Source organism: Pseudonocardia kujensis (assembly GCF_021283305.1).
Lineage (GTDB): Bacteria > Actinomycetota > Actinomycetes > Mycobacteriales > Pseudonocardiaceae > Pseudonocardia > Pseudonocardia kujensis.
The window spans coordinates 35,715-59,576 of sequence record NZ_JAJSOK010000035.1; the positions used below are offsets into that span (position 1 = coordinate 35,715).

Here is a 23,862-nt window from a genome sequence, read left to right on the forward strand (position 1 = left end):
CGGTGCGCGCCGCCCGCTCCTGTAGAGTGATCGGTGACCGCGCGGGCCGTTCACTCGTGTCCGCGTTCCTGCATCATCCGTCGGGCGTGCTCCCCATCAGCCGCGCCCGGGCTCGTCCCCGTGCCGGCCGCGCAACGCCGCCGACCGCTCCGTGTGACGTGCCAACGTCCCGGAGGTCTCGTGACCAGTCCGTCCCGCCGCCCTGCCCGCCGCCCCGAGCGGAACGCGGCGCAGCCGCGCCGCTCCGGTGGTGCGCCGCGCCGCCGCTCCGGCGCCGCCCCGCAGCAGAAGCGGCCCGTCCGGCCCGCCATGCCCCAGGAGGTCCTCTGGACCGCCCCGGAGAGCGGGCTGCCCACCTTTGCCGAGCTCGGCCTGCCCGAGCCGGTGCTGCGTGCCCTCGCCGCGGAGGGCTTCACCGAGCCCCGCCCGATCCAGGCCGCCACGCTCCCGGATACCCTCCGCGGCCGCGACCTGCTCGGCCGCGGCCAGACGGGCTCCGGCAAGACCCTCGCCTTCGGCCTCGCGCTCGTCGCGCGGCTCGCCGGCGGCCGCGCCGAGGCCCGCCGCCCGCGCGGCCTGGTCCTGGTCCCGACGCGCGAGCTGGCCCAGCAGGTCGTCGACGCCGTGGAGCCGTTCGCCAAGGCGCTGCACCTGCGGCAGGCCGTCATCGTCGGCGGGCTGTCGATGAACCGGCAGATCGACACGCTCGCGCGCGGCGTCGATCTGCTGGTCGCCACCCCCGGCCGGCTCACCGACCACCTCACCGAGGGCACCTGCGACCTGTCCGCCGTCGAGATCACCGCGATCGACGAGGCCGACCGCATGTCCGACATGGGCTTCCTGCCGCAGGTCCGGCGGATCCTCGACCGCACCCCGGCCGACGGTCAGCGGCTGCTGTTCTCCGCCACGCTGGACAACGAGGTGTCGACGCTGGTCGAGCGCTACCTGCACGATCCGGTCACCCGCGCCGTCGCGTCCGCGGCCGCGCCGGTCGAGACCATGGACCACCACCTGTTCCTGGTGCGCCGTGACGACAAGACCCGGATCGTGCACGAGATCGCCGCCCGGGAGGGCCGCACGATCTTCTTCGTGCGCACCAAGCACGGCGCGGACCGCGTGGTGAAGCAGCTGCGCCGCGAGGGTGTGCAGGCCAGCGCGCTGCACGGCGGCAAGGCACAGAACGCCCGCAACCGCGCGATCGACGCCTTCAAGGACGGGAGCATCCCGGTGCTCGTGGCCACGGACGTCGCCGCCCGCGGGATCCACGTCGACGACGTCAGCCTCGTCGTGCACGTCGACCCGCCGGGCGACCCGAAGGACTACCTGCACCGCGCCGGCCGCACCGCCCGCGGCGGCGAGTCGGGCGTCGTGGTCACGCTGGTCACCGCCGAGGAGCGGCGCGACGTCGACACCCTCATGAGGCAGGCCGGCGTCACCCCCGACGTGACCGACGCCGCCCCCGGCTCCGCCTCGCTGGTCGAGGTGACCGGGGCACGCCTGCCCAGCGGCATCCCGGTCGAGGCCCCGAAGCCCCCGCAGCAGCAGCCCGCCGCCGGCACCGGACGGCGCCGCCGCAGCTCCGGACGCGCCGTGACCGGCCGGCAGCCGGGCGCCGCGGGCGGCGACAGCCGGGGCCGGCGCTCCGGCGGGCCGCGCCGGGGCGGGAGCCCCCGCACCGCGGCCTGACCCTCTCCCCGTCCGGGCCCACCGTCCGGCGCACCGACCGTTCCGCGTCCGCGCGCACCGCCGAGGGCGACGGACGCGGCTCATGGGCCGCTCGGCCGTGTTGTCGAAGTCGCGGTCGATGGGCTTCGTGATCCAGATCGTGGCCGGCAAGGCGCCGCCCCGGCCTCGTACCGAGACGGGCCGCGGGTGGCAACGCCGCCAGGCCCGATCTGGGCGCGAAGACCGCGATCAGGGACTTCTTGAACACGGCCTCTAGAGCGCCCGGCGGTCCTTCTTCGCCGCCCGGCGGAGCTGGACGATCCGGGCGCTGCCGGGGATCGCGACCAGCAGCACGCCGGCGATCGCGGCGAGGAGCAGCGCGACGCCGGTGGGCAGCGTGCCCGTCGCGCCGAGGAAGTGGATCTGCACCGGGTCCAGGTTCTGCAGGATGAAGATCAGCAGGAACAGCAGGACGATCGCGGAGAGGATCAGCCCGACCCACATCCCGCTGACCCGCGTGCGGTTCGCGGCGGCCCGGTGCCCGCCGGGCCGCGGCGTCGCGGGCCGGCCGGTCGGCCCGGCCGGCCCGGTCGGCACGGCGACCGTGGCGTCCGGCGACGTCGGGCCCGCGGGCACCACCGGCGCGGTCTCCCCCTCGGTGGCCGGCCCGGTCCCGGTCGTCCGGACCTGCTCGTCGTTCATCGCTCTCCCTCGCCCGTCCCGGGCGCGGGCCGCCCGGCTGCGCGGAGTATCGCGCAGGAACGGCCCGTCCGCCCGGATCCGGACGTCACCGGAGCGGGTGGCTCAGCGTCCCGCGCGCCGCATCGGCAGGTGCGCGACGCCGTCCCAGTCGTAGGCCGGACCGGTCGGCTCGAAGCCGTAGCCGTGGTAGAAGTCGGCGAGGTGCTCCTGGGCGTCGAGCACGCACGCACCGCTGCCGACCTCGGCGAGCGCGGCGTCCATCAGCTGCCGCCCCAGCCCCCGGCCGCGCGCGGTCTTCGCCGTGCACAGCCGCCCGATGCGGTAGCCGCCGTCGGGCTCCTTGAGCAGCCGCACGGTGCCGAGGACGGCGGCGGGCTCACCGTGCCCGGCCAGCCAGTAGTGCCGGGCCCGCTCCTCGAGGTCCCGCCCGTCGAGCTCTCCGTAGGGGCAGGCCTGCTCGACCACGAAGACGTCGACGCGGAGCCGGAGCAGCTCGTAGAGGGTGGCGGCGTCGAGGTCCAGGGCCCAGGATCGGCGGAGCGTCGCGGCGGTCTCGGTCATGGCCCGTGCCTACCAGACTTCCGGTCGCGCCGACGCGGGCGCGGGCGATTAGCCTCGTGCCGTGCCCCACCACGATCTCGTCGTCATCGGTACCGGATCCGGCAACACGTTCCTCGACGAGCGGTACGCCGACAAGGACGTGGCCCTCGTCGAGCACGGTGTCTTCGGCGGCACGTGCCTCAACGTGGGGTGCATCCCGACCAAGATGTACGTCTACGCGGCCGACGTCGCCGAGCACGTCCGGCGCGCGCCGAAGTACGGCGTCGACGCGAGCGTCGACAAGATCCGCTGGCGCGACATCCGGGACCGGGTGTTCGGCCGCATCGACCCGATCTCCGCCGGCGGGCGGGCGTACCGGGTCGAGCGCAGCCCCAACGTCACCGTGTACTTCGGGCACGCCTCGTTCACCGGACCGCGCGCCCTGCGTGTCGAGCGCACGGACGGCTCCGGCGAGGACCGGCTCACCGCGGACCAGGTCGTCGTGGCCGCGGGCGGCCGGCCGATGGTCCCGCCGGTGATCGCGAAGTCCGGCATCCCCTACGAGACCTCCGACACCGTCATGCGGATCGACGACGTGCCGCCGCGGCTGGCCGTGATCGGCGGCGGGTACATCGCCGCCGAGTTCGCGCACGTCTTCTCCGCCCTCGGCAGCACGGTCACCCTCGTCGTGCGCGGTGGGCGACTGCTCAAGTCGCACGACGAGACCATCTCGCAGGCCTACACCGACCTCGCCGTCCGCGGCTCGCGCATCGACGTCAAGCTGAACACGCAGGTCAGGGCGGCCTCTAAGACCGAAGGCGGCATCACCCTCGCGCTCGACGACGGGGAGACGCTCGAGGCGGACGTCGTCCTCGTCGCCGCCGGCCGCATCCCCAACGGCGACCGGATGAACCTGGGCGCGGCCGGCATCGGCACGCACTCCGACGGCCGGATCGAGGTCGACCGCTTCCAGCGCACCACCGCGGAGGGGGTCTGGGCGCTGGGCGACGTCAGCTCGCCGTGGCAGCTCAAGCACGTCGCCAACCGCGAGGCGAAGGTCGTGGGGCACAACGTCCTGCACCCCGACGACCTGATCGAGATCGACCACCGGTACGTCCCCTCGGCCGTGTTCACCGACCCGCAGGTCGCGAGCGTGGGCAAGACCGAGGAGCAGTGCCGGATGACGGACATCGAGTACGTGGTCAAGGTCCAGCGGTTCGGCGACGTCGCCTTCGGCTGGGCCATGGAGGACACCACCAGCCTCTGCAAGGTCATCGCGGAGAAGGGCACCGGCCGGTTGCTCGGCGCGCACCTCATGGGGCCGGAGGCGTCGTCGCTGATCCAGCCGCTGATCCAGGCGATGTCGTTCGGGCTGACCGCCCGCGAGATGGCCACCGGCCAGTACTGGATCCACCCGGCGCTGCCCGAGGTGGTGGAGAACGCACTCCTCGGCCTGGACCTGTAGATCTCGCGTTCCCGGTGAGGGTCCACTTACCCTGGACGGGCTGATCCGCCGCGGCCGCTCTCGGGGCGAGCCGCAGACCGACACACGAGGTACCCGTATGACCCTGGCCGCCCAGCCGGAGCAGACCCAGCCGGAGCAGATCCAGCCGGAAGCCCGCACCGGGCCGAAGCCCGTCCTCGCCGGGACGCGCGGCCTGCCCCAGCAGATCGGCGTCCACGTCTTCGTGTTCACGCCGCTCGTCGCCCTGCTGGCCGCGGTCCCGCTGGCGCTCACCGTCGGGTTCCTCGGCTGGTCCGACGTCGTCATCGGGCTCGTGTTCTACGTGATCAGCGGGCTGGGCATCACCGTCGGGTACCACCGCTACTTCACGCACGGCTCGTTCAAGGCCACCCGCGGGCTGAAGATCGCGCTCGCGCTCGCCGGCAGCCTCGCCATGCAGGGCCCGGTGATCAAGTGGGTCGCCGACCACCGCCGGCACCACGCCTTCTCCGACAAGGAGGGCGACCCGCACTCCCCCTGGCTCTTCGGCACCTCGACGCGCGCGCTGGCCAAGGGGTTCTGGCACGCGCACACCGGCTGGCTGTTCGACCGCGACCTCACCAACGAGGAGCGCTTCACCCCGGACCTGCTGGCGGACACGGACCTGCGCCGCATCGACTCGCTGTTCGGCCTCTGGAGCGCGCTCACCCTGCTGGTCCCCGCCGCGCTGGGCGGGCTGGTGACCTGGTCCTGGTGGGGCGCGCTGACCGCCCTGTTCTGGGCCGGGCTGGTGCGCGTGGCGCTGCTGCACCACGTCACCTGGTCGATCAACTCCATCTGCCACATGTGGGGCGAGCGGCCGTTCGCCGCGCGGGACCGCTCCGCGAACGTCTGGTGGCTCGCCGTCCTCTCCTTCGGCGAGTCCTGGCACAACCTGCACCACGCCGACCCCACGTGCGCGCGGCACGGCGTCCGCAAGGGGCAGGTCGACCTGTCCGCGATCGCCATCCGGGCGTTCGAGAGGCTGGGCCGGGCCACCGCCGTCCGCTGGCCCACGACCAAGCGCCTCGACCGGCTCGCCAAGGACCCCGCCGCGGCCTGAGACCTTGCGGTGCAGGCGCTGCCGAGGTGATCGTGCCGTTCCGGGCCGAGCGCCGTCATCGAGCGGCCGGGCTCGTGCGGACGTAGGCTTCTCGCCGCTCACTCACGCGTGAGGAGGCCCCGTCCATGGCCGTGCTGGTACCCCACGAGCCCCCGAGGACCTGGACGCTGGAGGAGGTCCTGGTCACCGAGCCGGGCGTGATCCGCAGAGCGATCGCCGCCGCGGCGATCGGTAACGTCACCGAGTGGTACGACTTCGGCGTCTACGCCTACTTCGAACCGACGATCAGGAAGGTCTTCTTCTCCGGCCTCAGCGAGACCGTCGGCACCATCGCGACGTTCGGGCTGTTCGCCGTCGCGTTCCTGATCCGGCCGTTGGGCGGGCTGTTCTTCGGCCCGCTGGCCGACCGGATCGGCCGCAACCGCGTGCTGGCCACGACGATGGTGCTGATGGCGCTGGGCACCTTCGCGATCGGGTGCATCCCCAGCGAGAGCCGCATCGGCATCTGGGCGCCGATCCTGCTCCTGCTGGCGCGGCTGGTTCAGGGGTTCTCCACCGGCGGCGAGTACGGCAACGCGATGACGTTCATCGCCGAGTACGCCCCGGACCGCCGCCGCGGCTTCCTGGGCAGCTGGCTGGAGTTCGGCACGTTCACCGGCTACCTGCTCGGGGCCGTCGTGGTCACCGTCGCCGACACCGCCCTCACCCAGGACCAGCTGCTGTCCTGGGGCTGGCGGCTGCCGTTCTTCGTCGCCCTGCCCCTCGGCCTGATCGGGGTCTACATGCGCACCCGGCTGGCCGACACCCCCGCCTTCGTCGCCCTGGAGCGCGAGGCCGAGCAGCGGGAGAAGGCGCACCGGAACCTGCACCCGCACGAGACCCGGACCCTGCTCGCCCTGTGGCCGTTCCTGCTGGTCTGCATGGGTCTGGTGCTGGTCTGGAACGTCACCAACTACATGCTCACCTCCTACATGCCGACCTACGTCACCGAGACCGTGCCGAAGGCGCAGGGCGCGACCACCGACACCACGACCACCTCCCAGGTGGTGCAGATCGCCGTGATGGTGGTCGCCCTGCTGCTGATCCCGCTGATCGGGAGGCTCTCGGACCGCATCGGACGCAAGCCGATCGCCTGGGTGGGCTCCATCGGGCTGGTCGTGCTGGGCCTGCCGATGATCCTGCTGGTCCGGACCGAGACCACGGTGGGGATCTTCCTCGGCCTGATGATCATGGGTTTGCTGTTGATCTGCTTCAGCGCGACGATGCCCTCGACGCTGCCCTCGCTGTTCCCGACCGAGGTGCGCGGCGGGGGCCTGTCGATCGCGTTCAACGTGTCGGTGTCGGCCTTCGCCGGCACCACCTCGCTGGTGGTCGGCGCCCTGGTCGCGCTGTCCGGCGACCTGAACTGGCCGGCCTACTACCTGATCATCGCCGGGGCCATCGGCATCGCCTCGCTCTGGTTCCTGCAGGAGCCCAACCGCCGGCGCATGTGGGGCTCCCCGCCGTCGGCCACCAGCCGGGAGGAGGCCGAGCGGATCGTCCGGGCGCAGCAGACGCAGCCCTGAGCGCCCACGCCGCCGCACCGGGGCCACGGGGCGCCGAGCGGTCCCTCAGCTCGCCGCGGGAGGCTCTGCGACGGGTTCCGGCGGCCCGGCGGGGGCGGGGGCGCTCGCCGGGTCGTAGGGCTCCGCCGGCGGCGTCTCCCCCCGCACCTTCCCGACCAGCTCGGTGACGGCGGACATGATCGCCGCCGTGGCCCCGTCGAGGTTCGTCCTGGTCCGCGGCCTGCCGACGTACGCGGACAGGTCGACCGGGGGCCCGGCCACCACGCTGACCCGCTTCCGGGGCCAGAGCGAGGGCTTCCCGTCGGTCGGCAGCACGTCCTGGGTCCCCCAGTTGGCCAGGGGGATCACCGGCACCCCGGTCATGACCGCGATCCGGCCGATCCCGTTCTTCGCCTTCATCGGCCAGCCCGCCGGGTCGGCCGTGTACGTCCCCTCCGGGTAGAACACCACGACCTCGCCGCGCTCGAGGGCCGCGACGGCCTCCTTGTAGGCGTCGGTCGCCCGGGCGGACTGCCGGTACACGGGGATGTGCCCGCCCTTGCCGAGCACCGAGCGCACGATCGGCACGTCCCACAGCTCGGACTTGGCCAGGTACCGCGGCATCCGCCGGTGCGAGATCACGAACGCGGTGTCGAAGATCGGGTCCGACGACGACACGTGGTTGGCCGCGATCAGCACCCCACCCGTGCGCGGGATCCGCTCCCCGCCCGACCAGCCGAGCTTGGTGAAGAGCATGACGAACGGCCAGATCACCTCGATGGCCAGCCCGAACCAGAAGCCCGAGCCCCGGCGCCGGCGGCGCAGCGTCAGCAGCAGGCGCCGGCGGGCCGTCAGCGGCGGCGGCAGGTCCGGTGCGGCACTCGTCACGTCTCCTCCATCGGTCGGTACTCCCCCGATCCTCGCCCACGACGGACGGACGGACGGGCCCGGGGCGGGCGATGCTCCCCCGATGTGACATGTCTCCCAGGACACCACCCGACGGTCCCGCGAGGATCGGAGGAACTACGGAACCGCCGAACGACGTGAGGTGCACGTGCCCGAGAGCCTGCCGCGGCTGGAACCCGTCGGACCGCAGCGGGGGCGTCCGGCCGCGCTCGCCGTCGTCGCCCACGGGGGCAGTGCCAACGGGACCGACTCCGCCGGCCTGCGCGGGCTGCCCTACTGGCGGATGGTGCCCTTCGCCCGGGCGCTCGCGCGCACCGACGGCCTCGCGGTGTTCCTGCTGCGGTACCGGCTGCGCGGCTGGAACGGGGTCGCCCGCGACGCCGCCCGCGACGCCGACGAGATGCTCACCGACCTGCACGGACGCCACCCGGGCGTCCCGATCGCGCTGGTCGGGCACTCGATGGGCGGGCGCGCCGTGCTGCACGCCGCCGGCGGCGCGGGCGTCCGGGCCGTCGCCGCCCTGGCCCCGTGGCTCGACGGCACCGACCCCGTCGAGCAGCTCGCCGGGCGCAGCCTGCTGATCGCCCACGGCGACCGCGAGCGCACCACCGACCCCCGCGAGTCGCTGGCCTATGCCGTCCGGGCCCGCGAGGTCACCGACCGGGTCGCACGGTTCGACGTGCTCGGCGACGGGCACGCCATGCTCCGGCGCGCCCGGGAGTGGCACGCCCTCGTGACCCGGTTCGTGCTCGGCGAGCTCGGGCTCGCCGCGGAGGACCCGGCGATCGCCGACGCGATGCGGCAGCCGTGCCCGGACGGCCTGCAGGTCCCCCTCCCGGGGGCCCGGTGACGGCGCGTCGGTACGCCGACGGGCGGGCCCGGCGAGAGGACCGTTCTCCCGTGAGCTCCTGCGGAGGTCCGGGGAGGCGGGCGAGACTCCCCGTGCCACCTCAGGGATGGGGCGAACCGACCGCTCGCCGGCGCCGTGTCCGGATCCTCGGACCGGGACGGCCTCCCGCCCGGTCAGGGGCGGGCGGCCAGGCCCGGCAGGCCGTCGAGGCTCACGTCGTTGCGGGTGCGGTGGTACTCCACCATCTGCTCGGGCGACTTCCTCGCCAGCGCCTTGTCCAGGACGTCGCGTTCCTCGACCAGGTCCATCCGCGGCACGGCGAACCCGCACGAGTCGGCCACCCGCGTGACGTCGACGGTCACCACCGAGCGCGCGCCGTGCAGGCGGCTCGCCCCGGCCTCGCCGAACGTGGCCACGGCCTCCTCGAACCCGGGCTCGCCGACGGCGACCACGCGCCCGGTGCCGTGCAGCCGCACGACGGTCGGCCGGCCCTCGAAGGCGCAGAACATCACGCAGATCCGGCCGTTCTCGCGCAGGTGGGCCACGGTCTCGATGCCGCTGCCGGTGAGGTCGAGGTAGGCCACCGTGTGCGCGTCGAGCACCCGGAAGGTGCCGCGCGTGCCCTTCGGCGACAGGTTCACCAGACCGTCCGCGGAGAGCGGCGCCGTGCCGACGAAGAAGACCGGCTGCCGCTCCAGCCACTCCCACAGCTTCGGCGTGATGCCGTCGTAGACCGTGCCCACGGACCGAGCGTAGAGCCGGGGCCGGCGCCGTTCACCAGGCTTTCCGGCCGATTTCTGCGAGGAGGCGGGTGTGCGCGTCCGCGCCGGGCGGCGGGGTGAGCGCCGGGCCGAACACCGTGCCCGCCTCGCGGACCTCGTCCGGCATCATCTCCAGCACGGCCGCGACCCGCGGGAACTCGTCCTCCGGGACCGCGACGTCGAGGCCCGCGGCCCGGCCCAGGTCCCAGCGGTGCACCACGAGGTCGAACGTCACGAACCCGTCGACGGCCCCCTCGAAGGTCTGTGTGCCGAACATGCCCTCGTAGGTCGCGCCGGCCCGCTCGGGGTCCTCCAGGTCGGCCTGCACGATGTCCCGGACGTACGCGAACGCCTCCGCGCGGTCCTCCGGGCCCGGCTCGGGCTTGCGGCCCACCAGGCCCAGGAACATGCCGTGGACGTCGACGACGTGCGCCACGACGTCGGCCGCGGTCCACCCGTGGCAGGGCGACGGCGCGGACCAGCGGTCCGCGGGGACGGCCGCGATCGTGGCGGCGAAGGCCGCGGCGTGCCGGGCGTAGCGCTCCGAGATCTCCGTCATGCGGCCCAGCCTGGCAGCGGGCCGCATCCCGGGACAGGAGATACCCGTCAGGGCAGGGTGAGGATCTCGGCGCCGTCGGTCGTGACCAGCACGGTGTGCTCGAACTGCGCGGTCTTCTTCCGATCCTTGGTGACGACCGTCCAACCGTCGTCCCAGATGTCGTACTCGATCGTGCCGAGCGTGATCATCGGCTCGATCGTGAACGTCATGCCCGGCTCGAGAACCGTGTGGACGTCCGGCTGGTCGTAGTGCAGCACCACGAGGCCGCTGTGGAACGAGCGCCCGATGCCGTGCCCGGTGAAGTCGCGGACCACGCCGTAGCCGAAGCGCTTGGCGTAGGACTCGATGACCCGCCCGACGACGTTGAGCTCGCGGCCCGGCCGCACCGCCTTGATGGCGCGCAGGGTCGCCTCGCGGGTGCGCTCGACCAGCAGGCGGTCCTCCTCGCTGACGTCGCCGGCGAGGAAGGTGGCGTTCGTGTCCCCGTGCACGCCGCCGATGAAGGCGGTCACGTCGATGTTCACGATGTCGCCGTCGTTCACGACGGTGGTGTCGGGGATCCCGTGGCAGATGACCTCGTTCAGGCTGGTGCAGCAGGACTTCGGGAAGCCGCGGTAGCCCAGCGTCGAGGGGTAGGCGTCGTGGTCGACCAGGAACTCGTGGACCACGCGGTCGATCTCGTCCGTGGTGACGCCGGGCCGCACGGCCTCGCCGCCCACCTGCAGCGCCTGCGCCGCGATCCGGCTCGCGACCCGCATCGCCTCGATGGTCTCCGGCGTCTGCACGTCCGAGTCCCGGCTCGGCGACGGCGCCTTCTTCCCGACGTACTCCGGCCGCGGGATGTGGGCGGGGACGTCACGGATCGGGGTCGGCGCGCCGGGAACGAGAACTGCGGTCACGCCTCGACTGTAGCCCGGGGCCCGCGGCCCTTTCCGCCCCCGGCGACGCAGGTCGCACCGCACGGGCGCGGTCGCACGACGGGTCGATGCTCCGCACCTGCGCTGCAGGTTCCCGTGGATCAGCGGACGGAGGTGCGGCGGTGGGAGAGGCGGGAGGTCAGGGCGGCGACGCCCCGCCAGCCCAGCAGGAACACCGCCAGCGAGACCGTGGCGACGATCGCGAAGCTCAGCGGCAGCCGGCCGGTGAAGGCGGCGCGCAGCAGCAGGCCGAGGACGGCGGTGCCGGCGAGCACGACGCCGCCCGCCCTGAACCCGACCGGGTGCGCCCGCACCCACGGTGTGGCCCACGCGGCGACGGCGCCGGCCAGGAACGGCGCGGCGGTGCCGAGCAGCCCGACGACGCTGCCCGCCTCCTCGTGGCTCGCGCGCCCGATCGCGGCGAACACCAGGACGGCCACGACGTCGGCGGCGAAGGCCAGGACGGGGATGCGGGGGCGGCGCACCCGTCGAGCCTACGCCCGCGTCCGGAGCCCGGGCCGCAGCGCCGCGCGAGGTTCCTCACGCCCCCCGCAACCCCGCCAGGAACCGCTGGGCGACGCCGACGGCGGGGCCGGAGGAGCTGCCGTCGACCACCAGGACGGCGAAGGCGAGGTCGCCGCGGTAGCCGACGAACCAGCCGTGCGCCCGGTTCGTCCCGTCCTGGCTGTACTCGGCGGTGCCGGTCTTGCCGTACACCTCACCGGAGCTGCGCAGCCCCGTGGCGGTCCCGTCCGTGACGACCTGCCGCATCATCGGGCGCAGTTGCGCGAGGGCGGCGGCGTCGGGCTGGGTCGCGGCGGTGACCGTGGCGGTCGGCCGGTCGCGGATCAGCTGCGGGACGACCGGGGCCCCGTGCGCGACCGTGGCCGCCACCAGGGCCATGCCGAACGGCGTGGCGACCACGAGGCCCTGCCCGAAGCCGTCCTCGGCGCGCTGGACGAGGTCGTCGGCCGGCGGGACGCTCCCGGTCACGGTGGTCAGCCCGGGCACGGTGTAGTCCGCGCCGAACCCGAGCTGCAGGCCCGCGGTGGGCAGGGCATCGGGGGCGAGCTGCGAGGCGAGGGTCGCGAAGGTGGTGTTGCAGGAGCGGGCGAAGGCCTGCTGCAGCGGCACCGTGCCCAGCACGAACTCGTCCTCGTTCGGCACCACCCGGCCGCCGAGCGACGTCGTGCCGGGGCACGGTTCCGGGGTGGTCGCCGTGACGCCGAGGTTCTGCAGCGCGGCGTTCGCCGTCACGATCTTGAACGTGGAGCCGGGCGGGTACCGGCCGGTGAACGAGATCGCCCCGGCCCGGTCGGCGGCGGAGTTCTGCGCCGCCGCGAGGATGTCACCGGTCGACGGCTGGACCGCCACGATCGCGACCTGCTGCGGCAGCGTGTCCGCGGCGTCCTCGGCGGCGGCCTGGACGGTGCGGTCGAGGCTGACCTGCGCGGTGGTCCCGGGCGTGACGGGCTGCTCGGTGAGCGTCTTCTGCGTAGCCCCGGTGCTGTCCACGGCGTCGACCGACCAGCCGTCCTTGCCGTTGACCTGCGCCGCGACCTCGGTCCGCACGCCGGGCAGCACCTGGGAGGCGAAGTCGGCGTCGGGCGCCAGCAGCCGCGAGGACGACGTGAACCGCACGCCGGGCAGGTCGTAGATCGCCTGCCGGACGCCCTGGTAGTCGGTCTCGCGCAGGACCGCGACGGTGTAGGCCTGCCCGTCGGGCGTGCGGGCCGCGCCGTCGGTGATCGTCTGCTGGGTGATCTCCCGGTCGACCGGGTTGAGCGCCCGGGCCAGCGTGCTGGCGACGGCGTCGAGGTCGCCGGTCGCCTTGCGGTCCAGCAGGATCGTGACGACCTTCGTCGGGGCGAGCAGGGGCGTACCGTTGCGGTCGGTCACCGGCGCCGGGTCCGGGCTGGTCGTGCGCAGCGCGAGGGTCTGCCCCGCCTGCAGGTCCGGGTGCACCACCCCCGGCGCCCAGTGGATCCGCCAGCCGGTCTCCGCGTCGGGGGCGGGCTGCAGGTCGAGCTGGGTGAGGTAGCTCCAGCGCCGGTCCTGCCCGAGGTCCCAGCTCACGTTCACCGAGGCCGACGACCGCTGTCCGGCCGTGCGGACCTGCTCGACCTCGGCGGTGATCGCGGCCGGCTTCAGCGCGGCGCGGACCGCGCCGAGGAGGTCGCGGGCGGCGTCGGTCGAGTCGGTCTGCGCGGCGGCCCCGGCGTCGTCGCCCCCGGTCCAGGCCTTCACGTAGGCGTCGACGGTGTCCTGCGGGCCGCTGTCGCCGAACAGGCCGCACCCGGCCGTCGCGAGCACCGTCACCAGGGCGAGCAGGAGGGCCGGGATCCGGGCGGGTCGGGGCACCGGACGAGTATGCATTATGGATCCATAACGCGATTTTCGAGGCCGTCCGACGCCATTATGGTTCCATAATGCACGCCACCGCCCGCCGAAACCGCATTATGGCTCCAAAACGCGGTCCGGGTTAGAACAGGACCGTGGCGAAGCTGGCGACCTGCGTGAAACCGATGCGGGCGTAGGTGCGGCGGGCGGGCGTGTTGAAGCCGTTCACGTAGAGGCTGGAGATCCGGCCGAGCGCGGTGAGCCGCTCGACGACGGCGGCGGTGCCGACCGTGCCGAGCCCCTCGCCGCGCCGCGACGGGTGCACCCACACGCCCTGGATCTGCCCGACCCGCGCCGACATCGCGCCGATCTCGGCCTTGAACACGACCTCGCCGTCGTCGTCGAAGCGTGCGAAGGCCCGGCCCGCGGAGATCAGCTCGGCGACCCGGGCGCGGTAGCCCGCCCCCCCGTCGCCGGCCCGCGGGTCGACGCCGACCTCCTCGGTGAACATCGCGATCGCGGCCGGCAGGTACCGGTCGATCTCCTCCGGGCGAACCGGGCGGACCTGCGGGTCCGGTGCGATCCGCGGCGGGCCGGCGAGCACCATCAGCGGCTGGTCGGCGCGCACCTCGCGGGCGGGCGCCCAGCTCGGGGCGAGCTCCTCCCACAGCGGCAGGACGAGCTCGGCCCGCCCGACGAGCGACGAGCAGGAGCGGCCGTGCCGGCGCGCGCGGTCGGCGAAGGCGCGGATGGCCCCGCGCTGCCCGCGCAGGGGGACGAGGTTGGCCCCGGAGAAGCAGAGGCCCTCGAGCCGCGAGCCCGACGCCCAGATCTCGCCGCCGAGCCGCCAGGGGTCGAGCCCGGCCGCCTCGACCCGCGCCGCGACCATGCACGACGCCACCGGGTCGGCCTCCAGCGCAGCGCGGACGCCACCGCGGTCCCGATCATCGAGCAACCGAGCCCCGGCGACCCTCAGCACCCCTCTACGGTGCCACACACGGGGCGTACTGCCTACGCCAGGATCACCGGCCCGACCACCCGCACGGTCGTCCCCGCCCCGCAGGACGTTCACCCGCCGCTCAACCCACGGTCACCGACGGCTCGCCGGCGCCCTCCTCCATCGTCTCGGCGATCTTCATCGCCTCCTCGATCAGGGTCTCGACGATGGCGTGCTCCGGCACGGTCTTGATGACCTCGCCCTTGACGAAGATCTGGCCCTTGCCGTTGCCCGAGGCCACGCCGAGGTCGGCCTCACGGGCCTCGCCCGGGCCGTTGACGACGCAGCCCATGACGGCCACGCGCAGCGGCACCTCCATGCCGGTGAGACCGGCGGTGACCTGGTCGGCCAGCTTGTAGACGTCGACCTGCGCGCGCCCGCAGGACGGGCAGGACACGATCTCCAGGCGGCGCGGCTTGAGGTTCAGCGACTCGAGGATCTGCCGGCCGACCTTGACCTCCTGCACCGGCGGAGCCGACAGCGACACCCGGATGGTGTCGCCGATGCCCCGCGAGAGCAGCGCGCCGAAGGCCACCGCGGACTTGATCGTGCCCTGGAACTCCGGGCCCGCCTCGGTGACGCCGAGGTGCAGCGGGTAGTCGCACTGCTCGGCCAGCAGCTCGTAGGCCCGGACCATGACGACCGGGTCGTTGTGCTTGACCGAGATCTTGATGTCGTGGAAGTCGTGCTCGGCGAACAGGCTCGCCTCCCACATCGCCGACTCGGCGAGCGCCTCCGGGGTGGCCTTGCCGTACTTCTGCAGCAGCCGCTTGTCCAGCGAGCCCGCGTTGACGCCGATCCGGATCGGGGTGCCGTGGTCCTTGGCGGCCTGGGCGATCTCCTTGACCTGGTCGTCGAACTTCCGGATGTTGCCCGGGTTGACGCGCACGGCCGCGCAGCCCGCCTCGATGGCGGCGAAGACGTACTTCGGCTGGAAGTGGATGTCCGCGATGACCGGGATCTGCGCCTTCCGCGCGATCGCCGGCAGCGCGTCCGCGTCGTCCTGGCTCGGGCAGGCGACGCGCACGATGTCACAGCCCGCGGCGGTGAGCTCGGCGATCTGCTGCAGGGTGGCGTTGACGTCGGCGGTCAGGGTGGTGGTCATCGACTGCACCGAGATGGGGTGCTCGCTGCCGACCCCGACCGACCCGACCATCAGCTGCCGCGTCGGACGGCGCGGCGCCAGGGTGGGAGCGGGGGTCGAGGGCATGCCCAGGGAGACGCTCACGACCCCCAGTATGCGCCTCTTCCGCCGCCGAGATCGTGTGACCCGGGTCCGTCACCTGCTGTTCAACTCGACCCGCACGTCGCGGTGCCGATCCGGCGACCGCGGCGGGCCGGGGCCGCGCACGGTCCGCCGTGCGACGACGGCGCCCCCGGCGGTGCGCGCGGGCCCGGGCAGAGCACCTACTCCTCCAGGCCGCCCCGGGTGCGGAACGCGAGGTAGTCGCCGAGCGTCAACGCGACCCCGCCGAGGCTCAGGACGTCGCCCTCGGCCATCGAGAACGGCTCGGTGCTGGTCAGCCGCACGGTGCCGTCCTCGCCGCGGACGGCCGCGAAGCGGAGCTCGCGGACCCCGTCCGGGGTGAGCAGGTGGCCGGTGCGGTCGGCAGGAGTGGGCATCCCCGGGACCTACCCGCCTCCGCCGCCGGCACGCACGCGGTGCGCTGTGCGGTGACGGGCGGACCGCGGGCGAGGGCCCTCCGCCTCGGAGGCGCCCGGGCGCGGCTGCTCCCCGCAGTCGGCGGCGAGCGCCCTCCGGTGCGGCAGGATCACGTGCGGCCCTTGCTCTCCTGGGCGTCCTGCAGGGTCGACGAGTGCGGCAGCCAGGTGGCGAGCTCGACCGGCCATCCGTCGGCCTCCAGCACCTGGACGACGGCGGGGTCGTCGTCGATCACGGAGGCGATCTCGCGGCGGGCGGCGAGCAGGCGCAGGACCTCGCGCTTCATCATCCGGGCCGGCCGGTAGTCGTCGTCCTCGCGCATGAACAGCGGGCCGGTGGGCAGGTCGTGCTCGGCGAGCCAGCGCTCGGTGAGCCGGCGGTTCCGTTCCGGCCGGCCGGTGAGGTAGACGACGTCGTGGTCGGACCGGGCGGCGCGCAGCCGCTCCGCGCCCTCCTCCAGCAGCGGGTCGACGTCCGCCGCCGCGAAGAACCGCTCCCAGCGCTGCGGCCGGGCGCGCAGGTGGTGCAGCCGGTGGGTGACGTCGGCCAGGACTCCGTCGATGTCGAAGACCGCGAGCGGTCGGGCTCCGTTCCGGGTCACAGCACGATCACCGGTCCAGTATCGCCGGTGATCGCGCTCTCAGCTCAGCCGGACCGGGTTGATGACGTCGGCGACGAACACCAGCGCGCTCCAGCCGATGAAGATCAGGGCGACCGTCATCGCCACCGGCATGAGCTTGGCCGCGTCGACCGGCCCGGGATCGGGCCTGCCGCGCAGCATGGCGAACCGCCGCCGGACGGCCTCCCAGATGGCCGGGAAGATCTGCCCGCCGTCGAGCGGCGGGATCGGCAGCAGGTTGAACAGGAACAGCGAGATGTTGACCAGCGCCAGCAGCGACAGGAACGCGGAGATCTCCTGCCCGGGCGGGGCGTCGCTGGCCAGGATCTGCCCGCCGATCCGGGAGGCGCCGACGATGCCGACCGGCGAGTCCTGGTCACGCTGCTCGCCGAGGAAGACCGCGCCGAAGAGGTTGGGCACCCGCTGCGGCATCTCGACGAGCTTCTGCCCCACCTGCCCCACGATGTCGACCATCGTGGTGCCGACGGCGCCGATGCCCTGCCGCTGGACCTCGCGCAGCGGCGAGAGGCCGAGGAAGCTCGCCTGCTCGGTCTTCGCCGGGTCGTCGAGGTCCGGCAGCTCGGTGGTGATGAGCGTCGGGTTGAGCGTGACCTGCTGCCCGCCGCGCTCGACCACGACGGTCACGGTCCCGCTGGCCTGCCGGATCGCGGCCTGCAGGTCCTCCCACCTCTCGAACGGCCGGCCGTTGAACGACACGATCCGGTCGCCGGCCCGGAAGCCCGCCGCCGCGGCCGGGGTGAGCGGCGCACCGGGCGGGCAGGTGTCGGTCTGCGTGGCCGTGGCGGGCAGGACGCACTGGCTGACCGTGCTCACCGTGAGCGTGGAGGTCATCTGCCCGAAGCCCATGAGCACGATCGCGAACAGCACGACCGCGAGGATCAGGTTCATGACCGGCCCGGCGGCCATGACGATGATCCGCTTCCAGGGGCGGCGGGTGTAGAACTGCCGGTCCGCGTCCTCGGGGCCGACGTCGGCCATCGAGGCCTGGCGCGCGTCGTCGATCAGGCCCTGGAACGGGCCCGTGCGCCGGCTGCGCCCGTAGACCTCGCCCTTGGCCGGGGGCAGCATGCCGATCATCCGGATGTAGCCGCCCAGCGGCACGGCCTTGACGCCGACCTCGGTCTCCCCGACCTTGCGCGACCAGACGGTCCTGCCGAAGCCGACGAAGAACTCCGGGACCTTGATGCCGAACCACTTGGCCGTGACGAAGTGGCCGAGCTCGTGCCAGGCGACCGACAGCAGGATGCCCAGGAAGAAGACGACGATCCCGACGATCGTCCAGAGGATGGTCACAGCACTCTCTCCTGTGCATGGGCCCGCGCCCACTGCTCCGCTTCCAGGACGTCCGCCACGGTAGCGGGGTCACCCGTCCAGGCGTCCGCGGCCTGCAGCACGCGCTCCAGCTCGTCGGTGATGGCGGTGTAGCCGATCCGGCCGGCCACGAACGCCGCGACCAGCTCCTCGTTGGCCGCGTTGAACACCGCGGGCAGGCATCCGCCGGCCCCGCCCGCGGCGCGGGCCAACCGCACGCCCGGGAAGGCCTCGTGGTCGAGCGGCTCGAAGGTCCAGCTCTGCGCGGTGTCCCAGGTGCACTGCGGGGCCGCTCCCGGCACCCGGTCCGGCCAGCCCAGCGCCAACGCGATCGGAAGCCGCATGTCCGGCGGGCTGGCCTGGGCGATCGTGGCGCCGTCGGCGAAGGTCACCATCGAGTGCACGATCGACTGCGGGTGCACCACGACGTCGATCCGGTCGTAGGGCACGCCGAAGAGCAGGTGCGCCTCGATCAGCTCCAGGCCCTTGTTGACGAGGGTCGCCGAGTTGATCGTGACGACCGGGCCCATGTCCCAGGTCGGGTGCTTGAGCGCGTCCTCGACCGAGACGTGCTCGAGGTCGGCGCGCGGCCGGCCGCGGAACGGGCCGCCGGACGCGGTGAGCACCAGCCGGGCGACCTCCTCGCGGCTGCCCCCGCGCAGGCACTGCGCCAGCGCGGAGTGCTCCGAGTCCACCGGCACGAGCTGCCCGGGCGCGGCGGCGTCGAGCACCAACGGCCCGCCGGCGACCAGGGACTCCTTGTTGGCCAGCGCCAGCACCGCGCCCGAGCGCAGGGCGGCGAGGGTGGGCCCGAGGCCACGCGATCCGGTGATGCCGTTGAGCACGACGTCCGCCGGGGTGGACTCCACGAGCTCGGCGGCGGCGCCCGGCCCGTCGAGCACCTCGACGCCCGGCACCTGCGCGCGCAGCCGGGCCGCCGCGGCGGGGTCGGCGACGGCCACCCGACCCACCCCGGTGGCCTTGACCTGCGACGCGAGCAGCTCGACGTCGCCGCCGCCCGCGGCGAGGCCGGCCACGGTGAACCGGCCGGCCGCCCTGTCGACGACCTCGAGCGCCTGGGTGCCGATCGAGCCGGTCGAGCCCAGGACCAGCACCGACCGCGGTGGGTTCGCGTTCATCACCGCCCATCATCCCCGGCGCGGTGTTGTGCGACGATGAGGCCCGCACGACACGTGCCCACGCGGACACAGGAGGAACTCATGGCGAGCAGCTCCCGCGAGCTGGCGAAGGTCGACCCCGCGGACGAGCCCTCGGCCGAGTGGGGCTGGCACGGCACCTTCCCGAAGGCCATCCCGGCGGCCGGTGTCGTCGTGGCGATCCTGCTGTGCCTGATCCTGATCGGCCACCACGCGAGCGTCACCGAGATCCTGTACGCGGTGGTGCCGGCCGTGGTCATCCTGCTGGCCGTGATCGTCGGGACCCTCCGCAAGCGCAACGACTGGCGGCGCTGAGCCACCGGGCCGATCCGGTGGCGGGGGACGCGGTCGAGCTGGAGGTCGGGGACCGTACGGTCCGACTCTCCAGTCCCGACCGTGTGTACTTCGCCGCCCGGGGCGAGACCAAGCTCGACCTCGCCCGCTACTACATCGCGGTGGGCGACGGGATCGTCCGCGCCCTGCGCGAGCGGCCCTGCATGCTGCACCGCTTCCCCACCGGGACCGACGGCGAGAAGGTGCACCAGAAGCGCCTGCCCCGTGGAGCCCCGGACTGGGTCCGCACGGTGCGGGTGCACTTCCCCCGCTACAACCGGCACGCCGACGAGCTGTGCGTGACCCACCCCGCCGACGTCGTGTGGGCCGTGCAGATGTCCACCGTCGAGTTCCACCCGTGGAACTCCCGCGCCGCCGACACCGAGTCCCCCGACGAGTGGCGCATCGACCTCGACCCGATGCCCGACGCGTCGTACGCCGACGTCCGGCGGGTCGCGCACGTGGCCCACGAGGTGCTCGACGAGCTGGGCGCCACGGGGTATCCGAAGACCTCCGGGGGCAAGGGACTGCACGTCTACGTGCGGATCCCGCCGGAGCACGGGTTCGCCGAGGTCCGCCGGGCCGCGCACGCGTTCGCCCGCGAGGTCGAGCGGCGCTGCGCGATCGTCGACCTGAGCTGGTGGCGCAAGGACCGCGACCCGAAGTCGATCTTCGTGGACTACAACCAGAACGCCCGCGACCACACCATCGCCTCGGCCTACTCGGTCCGCGGCACGCCGGAGGGCCGGGTCTCCACGCCGATCCGCTGGGACGAGATCGACGCGGCCGAGCCGGGCGACTTCACCATCGCCACGGTGCCGGCCCGCTTCGCCGAGCTCGGGGACCTGCACGCCGGCATCGACGACACGGTCTTCCGCATCGACCGGCTGCTGGAGTGGGCGGACCGGGACGCGCGGGACTCGGGCGAGGACGTGCCGGATCTCGACGAGCTGTGAGCGCCGCGCGCACGCAGGCCTCCTGACCTGCGGCGTCAGAAGGCGGCGGCCTGCAGCCGCGCGAACTCCTCGGTCAGCCCGGCGCGCGACCAGTGCGCGTTGAGCCCGCTGGGGTTGGGCAGCACCCAGATCCGCGTGGCCCCCAGCGTCGGTTCCTGGGGACCGACGAGGGCGCCGCGGTCGGCGAAGGCCGTGCGGTAGGCCCCCAGCCCGACGACGGCGAGCCAGGTCGGGCGCAGCCGCTCCACCAGCGCGCGCAGCACCTCGCCGCCCTCGACCAGCTCGGCGGCGGTCAGCTCGTCCGCCCGGGCGGTGGGCCGGGCGGCCATGTTGGTGATGCCGAGCCCCCAGCCGGGCAGCTCCCCCTGCTCGTCCGGGCGCAGCAGCCGCGGCGTGAACCCGGAGTCGTGCAGCACGGGCCAGAAGCGGTTGCCGGGGCGGGCGAAGTGGTGTCCGGTGGCGGCCGAGACGAGCCCGGGGTTGATGCCGCAGAAGAGCACCCGCAGGGCCGGATCGCCCGACCCCGGCAGGACGTCCGGGAGCAGGCGCTCCCGTGCGGCCTCCAGTTCGGCCGCGGTCGGCATCGCCATGGCGCCATCATCGCGACCGGTGGCGGGGGCCGCACCCCGGCCGGGCAGGAAGGGCCCGTTCGGGCGGACCGAGCCGGGCCGGGGCGGTCGGCGCGGGCCGTCAGGAGAGGTTCCGCGCCATCCGCTGCAGGACCGCGAGCGCGGCGCGGTACTCCGCGTCGCTCACGCCGTCGGTGATCCGCGCGCGGTACTCGCGGACGGCCGCGACCAGGCGGCCGCGGGCGGCGGCGCCGGCGGGCGTGATCGTGACCCGGCCGGCGGCCTCCTGCACCCAGCCCTTGGCCCGCAGCTGGTCGAGGACCATGCGGATCTCGGGTCCCGCCCCCCGGACGGCGGCCAGGGACGAGTCGAGTGCGGCGACCGTGTCGGCGCCGCCGGCGATCGCGTTGAGCGTCTGCCAGTGGCGGCGGCCGATCCCCTCGCCGGCGAGGGTGCGGTCGAGCGCGGACTCGATCAGCCGGTCGACGTGTTTGAGCCACCAGCCGATCGGCTTGTCGGCCGAGTGGTCGCAGCCGGGCCCGTGCACGTGTCCGGGCCGGTCGTGGGCGGTGTCCACGGGATCGAGGATGCCCTCTCGCCGCCCGCCCGACCAGCGGTGACGCGCCTCAGCCGCTCGCCAGGACCGCGGCGAGGTCGAAGGAGACCGGCCGCTCGAGCTGCTCGTAGGTGCACGACTCCGGCTCCCGGTCCGGCCGCCAGCGCACGAACTGCGCGGTGTGCCGGAAGCGGGCGCCCTCCATGTAGTCGTAGCGCACCTCGACGACCCGCTCGGGGCGCAGCGGGGTGAACGACAGGTCCTTGCCCGCGTTCCACCGGCTGGTCTCGTTCTTGCGCGGGGTCCGCTCCCCCTCCAGGTGCGCCGCCCAGTTCCAGGGGTGGCCCTCGAACCCGGTGACCAGCGGCTGGAGCTCGGTGAACAGCGCCCTGCGGGTCGCCATCGGGAACGCCCCGACGACGCCGACCGACGCCAGCACGCCGCGCTCGTCGAACAGCCCGAGCAACAGCGAGCCGATCGCGTCGGGCCCGGACTTGTGCACCCGGTAGCCGGCGACCACGCAGTCGCAGGTGCGCTCGTGCTTGATCTTGGTCATCACGCGCTTGTCGGGCTGGTAGGTCTGGTCGGGCTTCTTGGCGATCAGCCCGTCGAGCCCCGCGCCCTCGAACTGCTCGAACCAGCGGCGCGCCTCGTCGGTGTCGCGGGTCAGCGGGGTGAGGTGCACCGGCGGCTGCGCCTTGGCGAGGGCCTCCTCGAGCCGCGCGCGGCGCACCTCGAACGGCTCGTCGGTGAGGTCCTCGTCGCCCACGGCGAGCAGGTCGAAGGCGATGAAGCTGGCGGGGGTCTGCTCCGACAGGAGCGTCACCCGGCTGACCGCGGGGTGGATCCGCTGCTGCAGGGCCTCGAAGTCGAGGGTGTTGCGGGCGGTGTCGGCCACGACGATCTCGCCGTCGATCACCGCGCGCTCCGGGAAGTTCGCGAGCACCGCCTCGACGACCTCCGGGAAGTACCGCGTCATCGGGCGTTCGTTGCGGCTGCCGATCTCGACCTCGTCGCCGTCGCGGAAGACGATCGACCGGAAGCCGTCCCACTTCGGCTCGTAGAGCTGACCGGCCGGGATGTCCTTGACGGGCTTGGCCAGCATCGGCGCGACGGGCGGCATCACGGGCAGGTCCACGAGGCCCAGTGTGTCGTGCGCCGTCCGCCGGGGCGAGTGGGCTCCCCCGGACGCGTCCGCGCCGCCCGGTGGCCGCCCGGTGGCCGCGCGGGACGAGCGCGCCCCCGGGGCGGCCGGCGCTCACGGGCAGCCGCAGGAGTCCCGGTGCACGAACCTCGGGGCGAGCCGGCGGGTCACCGGCTCGGCGGTGGGGTCGGCCATGCGGCGCAGCAGCAGCCGCACCGCCTCACGCCCGATCTCGGCGAAGGGCTGCGCGACGACGGTCAGCCGCGGCGCGAAGAGATCGGCCCAGGGGAAGTCGTCGAAGCAGGCCAGCGCGACGTCGCGCGGCACGTCCACGCCCGCCTCGCGGAAGGCCTGCATCGCCCCGATCGTCATCGAGTTGTTCCCGGTGATCACCGCCGTCGGCGGGCGGGCGGCGGCGAGCAGGGCGTGCACCGCGACGCGGGCGGGCTCCTCGGCCGAGTGCCCGTCGACGAGCAGGTGGGGGTCCTCGTCGAGCCCGGCGCGGCGCAGCCCGAGGCGGTAGCCCGCGATGCGCTCGACGGTCGTCCGCAGCCCGGGGTGGCCGGCGACGAGCGCGACCCTGGCGTGACCGCGCCCGGCCAGGTGCGCGACGAGGCCGGCGACGGCCTCGACGTTCTCGCTGCCGACCTGGTCCATCCGGTCGTCGATCAGCCGGTCGACGAGCACGGTCGGCACGCCGCGGGCCGTCAGGTACCCCAGTGCCCCGTCCGGCCGGGCCGACGGCGCGAGCAGCACGCCGTCGACCCGGCGGGCGTGCAGCCGTCGGATCACGGTGTCCTCGTAGTCCGGGTCCTCGTGCGGGTCGACGAGCAGCAGCGTGTAGCCGCGCCGGGCGGCCTCGGCCTCGATCGCGTGGATCAGCTCGCCCAGGAACGGGTTGGAGATCGCCGACAGGGCGAGGCCGATGGTCGTGGTGCGGGCGGTGGCGAGCGCCTGCGCCACCGTGTTCGGGGTGTAGTCCGCGGCCCGGACGGCGTCGAGCACCAGGGCCCGCGTCTCGGGGCGGACGGCGCGGGTCCCGTTGAGGACGTGCGACACCGTCGCGATCGACACCCCGGCCAGCCGCGCCACGTCCGCCATCGTCGCCACGCGCACCTCCCGCTCCCCGGCCCCCGGGCCCGGCCCGGCGCTTCGGGGCCCCGCCGTCCGTGAGCCGCATCACCACAGACAGGTAACCATAGGACG

25 protein-coding genes are annotated in these 23,862 nt (G+C 73.9%); 7 read left to right on the forward strand and 18 right to left on the reverse strand.

Going from position 1 to position 23,862, the window contains the following annotated elements; translation table 11 throughout:
- Positions 1–309: 309 nt before the first annotated feature.
- Positions 310–1,686 carry a DEAD/DEAH box helicase gene (locus LWC35_RS22770; protein ID WP_232872309.1) on the forward strand — a complete coding sequence of 459 codons (1,377 nt, stop codon included), beginning with the start codon at positions 310–312 and terminating at the stop codon, positions 1,684–1,686.
- Between the two features lie 252 nt (positions 1,687–1,938).
- Here LWC35_RS22770 and LWC35_RS22775 read toward each other — a convergent pair whose 3' ends face one another.
- Complete coding sequence (locus LWC35_RS22775; RefSeq protein WP_232872258.1) at positions 1,939–2,367, reverse strand: LapA family protein; 429 nt, start codon at positions 2,365–2,367, stop codon at positions 1,939–1,941.
- Between the two features lie 102 nt (positions 2,368–2,469).
- The gene (locus LWC35_RS22780) at positions 2,470–2,928 is read right to left on the reverse strand and encodes a GNAT family N-acetyltransferase (RefSeq protein WP_232872260.1); all 459 of its coding nucleotides are present in this window, start codon (positions 2,926–2,928) and stop codon (positions 2,470–2,472) included.
- Positions 2,929–2,989: 61 nt separating this feature from the next.
- Here LWC35_RS22780 and LWC35_RS22785 point away from each other — a divergent pair, with 61 nt between their 5' ends.
- From LWC35_RS22785 to LWC35_RS22795, 3 genes are all read left to right on the forward strand, one after another.
- Positions 2,990–4,372, forward strand: coding sequence for a mycothione reductase (locus LWC35_RS22785; RefSeq protein WP_232872262.1), 1,383 nt, complete (start codon positions 2,990–2,992; stop codon positions 4,370–4,372).
- 97 nt (positions 4,373–4,469) lie between these two features.
- Positions 4,470–5,453: an acyl-CoA desaturase gene (locus LWC35_RS22790; RefSeq protein WP_232872264.1), complete on the forward strand. Its 984-nt coding sequence runs from the start codon at positions 4,470–4,472 to the stop codon at positions 5,451–5,453.
- A 125-nt stretch (positions 5,454–5,578) separates the two neighbouring features.
- Positions 5,579–7,018 (forward strand): MFS transporter, encoded by a 1,440-nt coding sequence (locus tag LWC35_RS22795; RefSeq protein ID WP_232872266.1) that lies wholly within the window; start codon positions 5,579–5,581, stop codon positions 7,016–7,018.
- 45 nt (positions 7,019–7,063) lie between these two features.
- On the opposite strand, the gene LWC35_RS22800 is transcribed toward LWC35_RS22795, so the two are convergent.
- Positions 7,064–7,885, reverse strand: coding sequence for a lysophospholipid acyltransferase family protein (locus LWC35_RS22800; RefSeq protein WP_232872268.1), 822 nt, complete (start codon positions 7,883–7,885; stop codon positions 7,064–7,066).
- A gap of 166 nt (positions 7,886–8,051) precedes the next feature.
- On the opposite strand from LWC35_RS22800, the gene LWC35_RS22805 reads away from it, so the two are divergent.
- Positions 8,052–8,753: an alpha/beta hydrolase gene (locus LWC35_RS22805; protein WP_232872270.1), complete on the forward strand. Its 702-nt coding sequence runs from the start codon at positions 8,052–8,054 to the stop codon at positions 8,751–8,753.
- Positions 8,754–8,926: 173 nt separating this feature from the next.
- On the opposite strand, the gene LWC35_RS22810 is transcribed toward LWC35_RS22805, so the two are convergent.
- The 11 genes from LWC35_RS22810 to dxr all read right to left on the reverse strand — a co-directional run bounded on the left by LWC35_RS22810 (position 8,927) and on the right by dxr (position 19,080).
- A complete protein-coding gene (locus LWC35_RS22810) occupies positions 8,927–9,496 on the reverse strand; it encodes a pyridoxamine 5'-phosphate oxidase family protein (RefSeq protein ID WP_232872272.1) in 570 nt (189 codons plus the stop codon).
- 31 nt (positions 9,497–9,527) lie between these two features.
- Positions 9,528–10,073: a TIGR03086 family metal-binding protein gene (locus LWC35_RS22815; protein ID WP_232872274.1), complete on the reverse strand. Its 546-nt coding sequence runs from the start codon at positions 10,071–10,073 to the stop codon at positions 9,528–9,530.
- Positions 10,074–10,120: 47 nt separating this feature from the next.
- Positions 10,121–10,972 (reverse strand): type I methionyl aminopeptidase, encoded by an 852-nt coding sequence (gene map / locus LWC35_RS22820; protein ID WP_232872279.1) that lies wholly within the window; start codon positions 10,970–10,972, stop codon positions 10,121–10,123.
- A 119-nt stretch (positions 10,973–11,091) separates the two neighbouring features.
- On the reverse strand, positions 11,092–11,475 hold the full coding sequence (locus LWC35_RS22825) for a DUF3054 domain-containing protein (RefSeq protein WP_232872280.1): 384 nt from the start codon (positions 11,473–11,475) through the stop codon (positions 11,092–11,094).
- 55 nt (positions 11,476–11,530) lie between these two features.
- Positions 11,531–13,351 (reverse strand): penicillin-binding transpeptidase domain-containing protein, encoded by a 1,821-nt coding sequence (locus LWC35_RS22830; RefSeq protein ID WP_232872281.1) that lies wholly within the window; start codon positions 13,349–13,351, stop codon positions 11,531–11,533.
- 121 nt (positions 13,352–13,472) lie between these two features.
- A complete protein-coding gene (locus LWC35_RS22835) occupies positions 13,473–14,309 on the reverse strand; it encodes a GNAT family N-acetyltransferase (RefSeq protein WP_232872282.1) in 837 nt (278 codons plus the stop codon).
- A gap of 100 nt (positions 14,310–14,409) precedes the next feature.
- Positions 14,410–15,555, reverse strand: a complete 1,146-nt coding sequence (gene ispG, locus LWC35_RS22840) for a flavodoxin-dependent (E)-4-hydroxy-3-methylbut-2-enyl-diphosphate synthase (RefSeq protein WP_232872283.1) — start codon at positions 15,553–15,555, stop codon at positions 14,410–14,412.
- A 179-nt stretch (positions 15,556–15,734) separates the two neighbouring features.
- Positions 15,735–15,950: a hypothetical protein gene (locus LWC35_RS22845; protein WP_232872284.1), complete on the reverse strand. Its 216-nt coding sequence runs from the start codon at positions 15,948–15,950 to the stop codon at positions 15,735–15,737.
- 149 nt (positions 15,951–16,099) lie between these two features.
- The gene (locus tag LWC35_RS22850; RefSeq protein ID WP_232872285.1) at positions 16,100–16,591 is read right to left on the reverse strand and encodes a phosphatase domain-containing protein; all 492 of its coding nucleotides are present in this window, start codon (positions 16,589–16,591) and stop codon (positions 16,100–16,102) included.
- A gap of 39 nt (positions 16,592–16,630) precedes the next feature.
- A complete protein-coding gene (locus tag LWC35_RS22855) occupies positions 16,631–17,923 on the reverse strand; it encodes a M50 family metallopeptidase (protein WP_232872286.1) in 1,293 nt (430 codons plus the stop codon).
- On the reverse strand, positions 17,920–19,080 hold the full coding sequence (gene dxr, locus LWC35_RS22860) for a 1-deoxy-D-xylulose-5-phosphate reductoisomerase (RefSeq protein ID WP_232872287.1): 1,161 nt from the start codon (positions 19,078–19,080) through the stop codon (positions 17,920–17,922). The genes LWC35_RS22855 and dxr overlap by 4 nt, the downstream gene beginning before the upstream one ends.
- 81 nt (positions 19,081–19,161) lie before the next feature.
- Between dxr and LWC35_RS22865 the strand changes: the two genes are divergently transcribed.
- The gene (locus tag LWC35_RS22865) at positions 19,162–19,413 is read left to right on the forward strand and encodes a DUF2631 domain-containing protein (protein ID WP_232872288.1); all 252 of its coding nucleotides are present in this window, start codon (positions 19,162–19,164) and stop codon (positions 19,411–19,413) included.
- 17 nt (positions 19,414–19,430) lie between these two features.
- A complete protein-coding gene (ligD, locus tag LWC35_RS22870) occupies positions 19,431–20,387 on the forward strand; it encodes a non-homologous end-joining DNA ligase (protein ID WP_232872289.1) in 957 nt (318 codons plus the stop codon).
- Positions 20,388–20,422: 35 nt separating this feature from the next.
- On the opposite strand, the gene mug is transcribed toward ligD, so the two are convergent.
- From mug to LWC35_RS22890, 4 genes are all read right to left on the reverse strand, one after another.
- Positions 20,423–20,977, reverse strand: a complete 555-nt coding sequence (mug, locus tag LWC35_RS22875; RefSeq protein WP_232872290.1) for a G/U mismatch-specific DNA glycosylase — start codon at positions 20,975–20,977, stop codon at positions 20,423–20,425.
- A 100-nt stretch (positions 20,978–21,077) separates the two neighbouring features.
- Positions 21,078–21,533: a MarR family winged helix-turn-helix transcriptional regulator gene (locus tag LWC35_RS22880; RefSeq protein ID WP_232872291.1), complete on the reverse strand. Its 456-nt coding sequence runs from the start codon at positions 21,531–21,533 to the stop codon at positions 21,078–21,080.
- Positions 21,534–21,582: 49 nt separating this feature from the next.
- Positions 21,583–22,650 carry an ATP-dependent DNA ligase gene (locus LWC35_RS22885; RefSeq protein WP_232872292.1) on the reverse strand — a complete coding sequence of 356 codons (1,068 nt, stop codon included), beginning with the start codon at positions 22,648–22,650 and terminating at the stop codon, positions 21,583–21,585.
- Between the two features lie 120 nt (positions 22,651–22,770).
- Entirely contained in the window at positions 22,771–23,772 is a 1,002-nt protein-coding gene (locus LWC35_RS22890; RefSeq protein WP_308194639.1) for a LacI family DNA-binding transcriptional regulator, read from the reverse strand.
- Positions 23,773–23,862 lie beyond the last annotated feature (90 nt).

Bases quoted from the DNA above. Each gene is read 5' to 3' on its own strand.
- LWC35_RS22770 (WP_232872309.1), top strand. From the start codon at position 310: ATGCCCCAGGAGGTCCTCTGGACCGCCCCGGAGAGCGGGCTGCCCACC.
- LWC35_RS22815 (WP_232872274.1), bottom strand. From the start codon at position 10,073: ATGACGGAGATCTCGGAGCGCTACGCCCGGCACGCCGCGGCCTTCGCC.
- LWC35_RS22795 (WP_232872266.1), top strand. From the start codon at position 5,579: ATGGCCGTGCTGGTACCCCACGAGCCCCCGAGGACCTGGACGCTGGAG.
- LWC35_RS22780 (WP_232872260.1), bottom strand. From the start codon at position 2,928: ATGACCGAGACCGCCGCGACGCTCCGCCGATCCTGGGCCCTGGACCTC.
- dxr (WP_232872287.1), bottom strand. From the start codon at position 19,080: ATGAACGCGAACCCACCGCGGTCGGTGCTGGTCCTGGGCTCGACCGGC.
- LWC35_RS22865 (WP_232872288.1), top strand. From the start codon at position 19,162: ATGGCGAGCAGCTCCCGCGAGCTGGCGAAGGTCGACCCCGCGGACGAG.
- LWC35_RS22845 (WP_232872284.1), bottom strand. From the start codon at position 15,950: ATGCCCACTCCTGCCGACCGCACCGGCCACCTGCTCACCCCGGACGGG.
- LWC35_RS22790 (WP_232872264.1), top strand. From the start codon at position 4,470: ATGACCCTGGCCGCCCAGCCGGAGCAGACCCAGCCGGAGCAGATCCAG.
- LWC35_RS22775 (WP_232872258.1), bottom strand. From the start codon at position 2,367: ATGAACGACGAGCAGGTCCGGACGACCGGGACCGGGCCGGCCACCGAG.
- mug (WP_232872290.1), bottom strand. From the start codon at position 20,977: ATGGCGATGCCGACCGCGGCCGAACTGGAGGCCGCACGGGAGCGCCTG.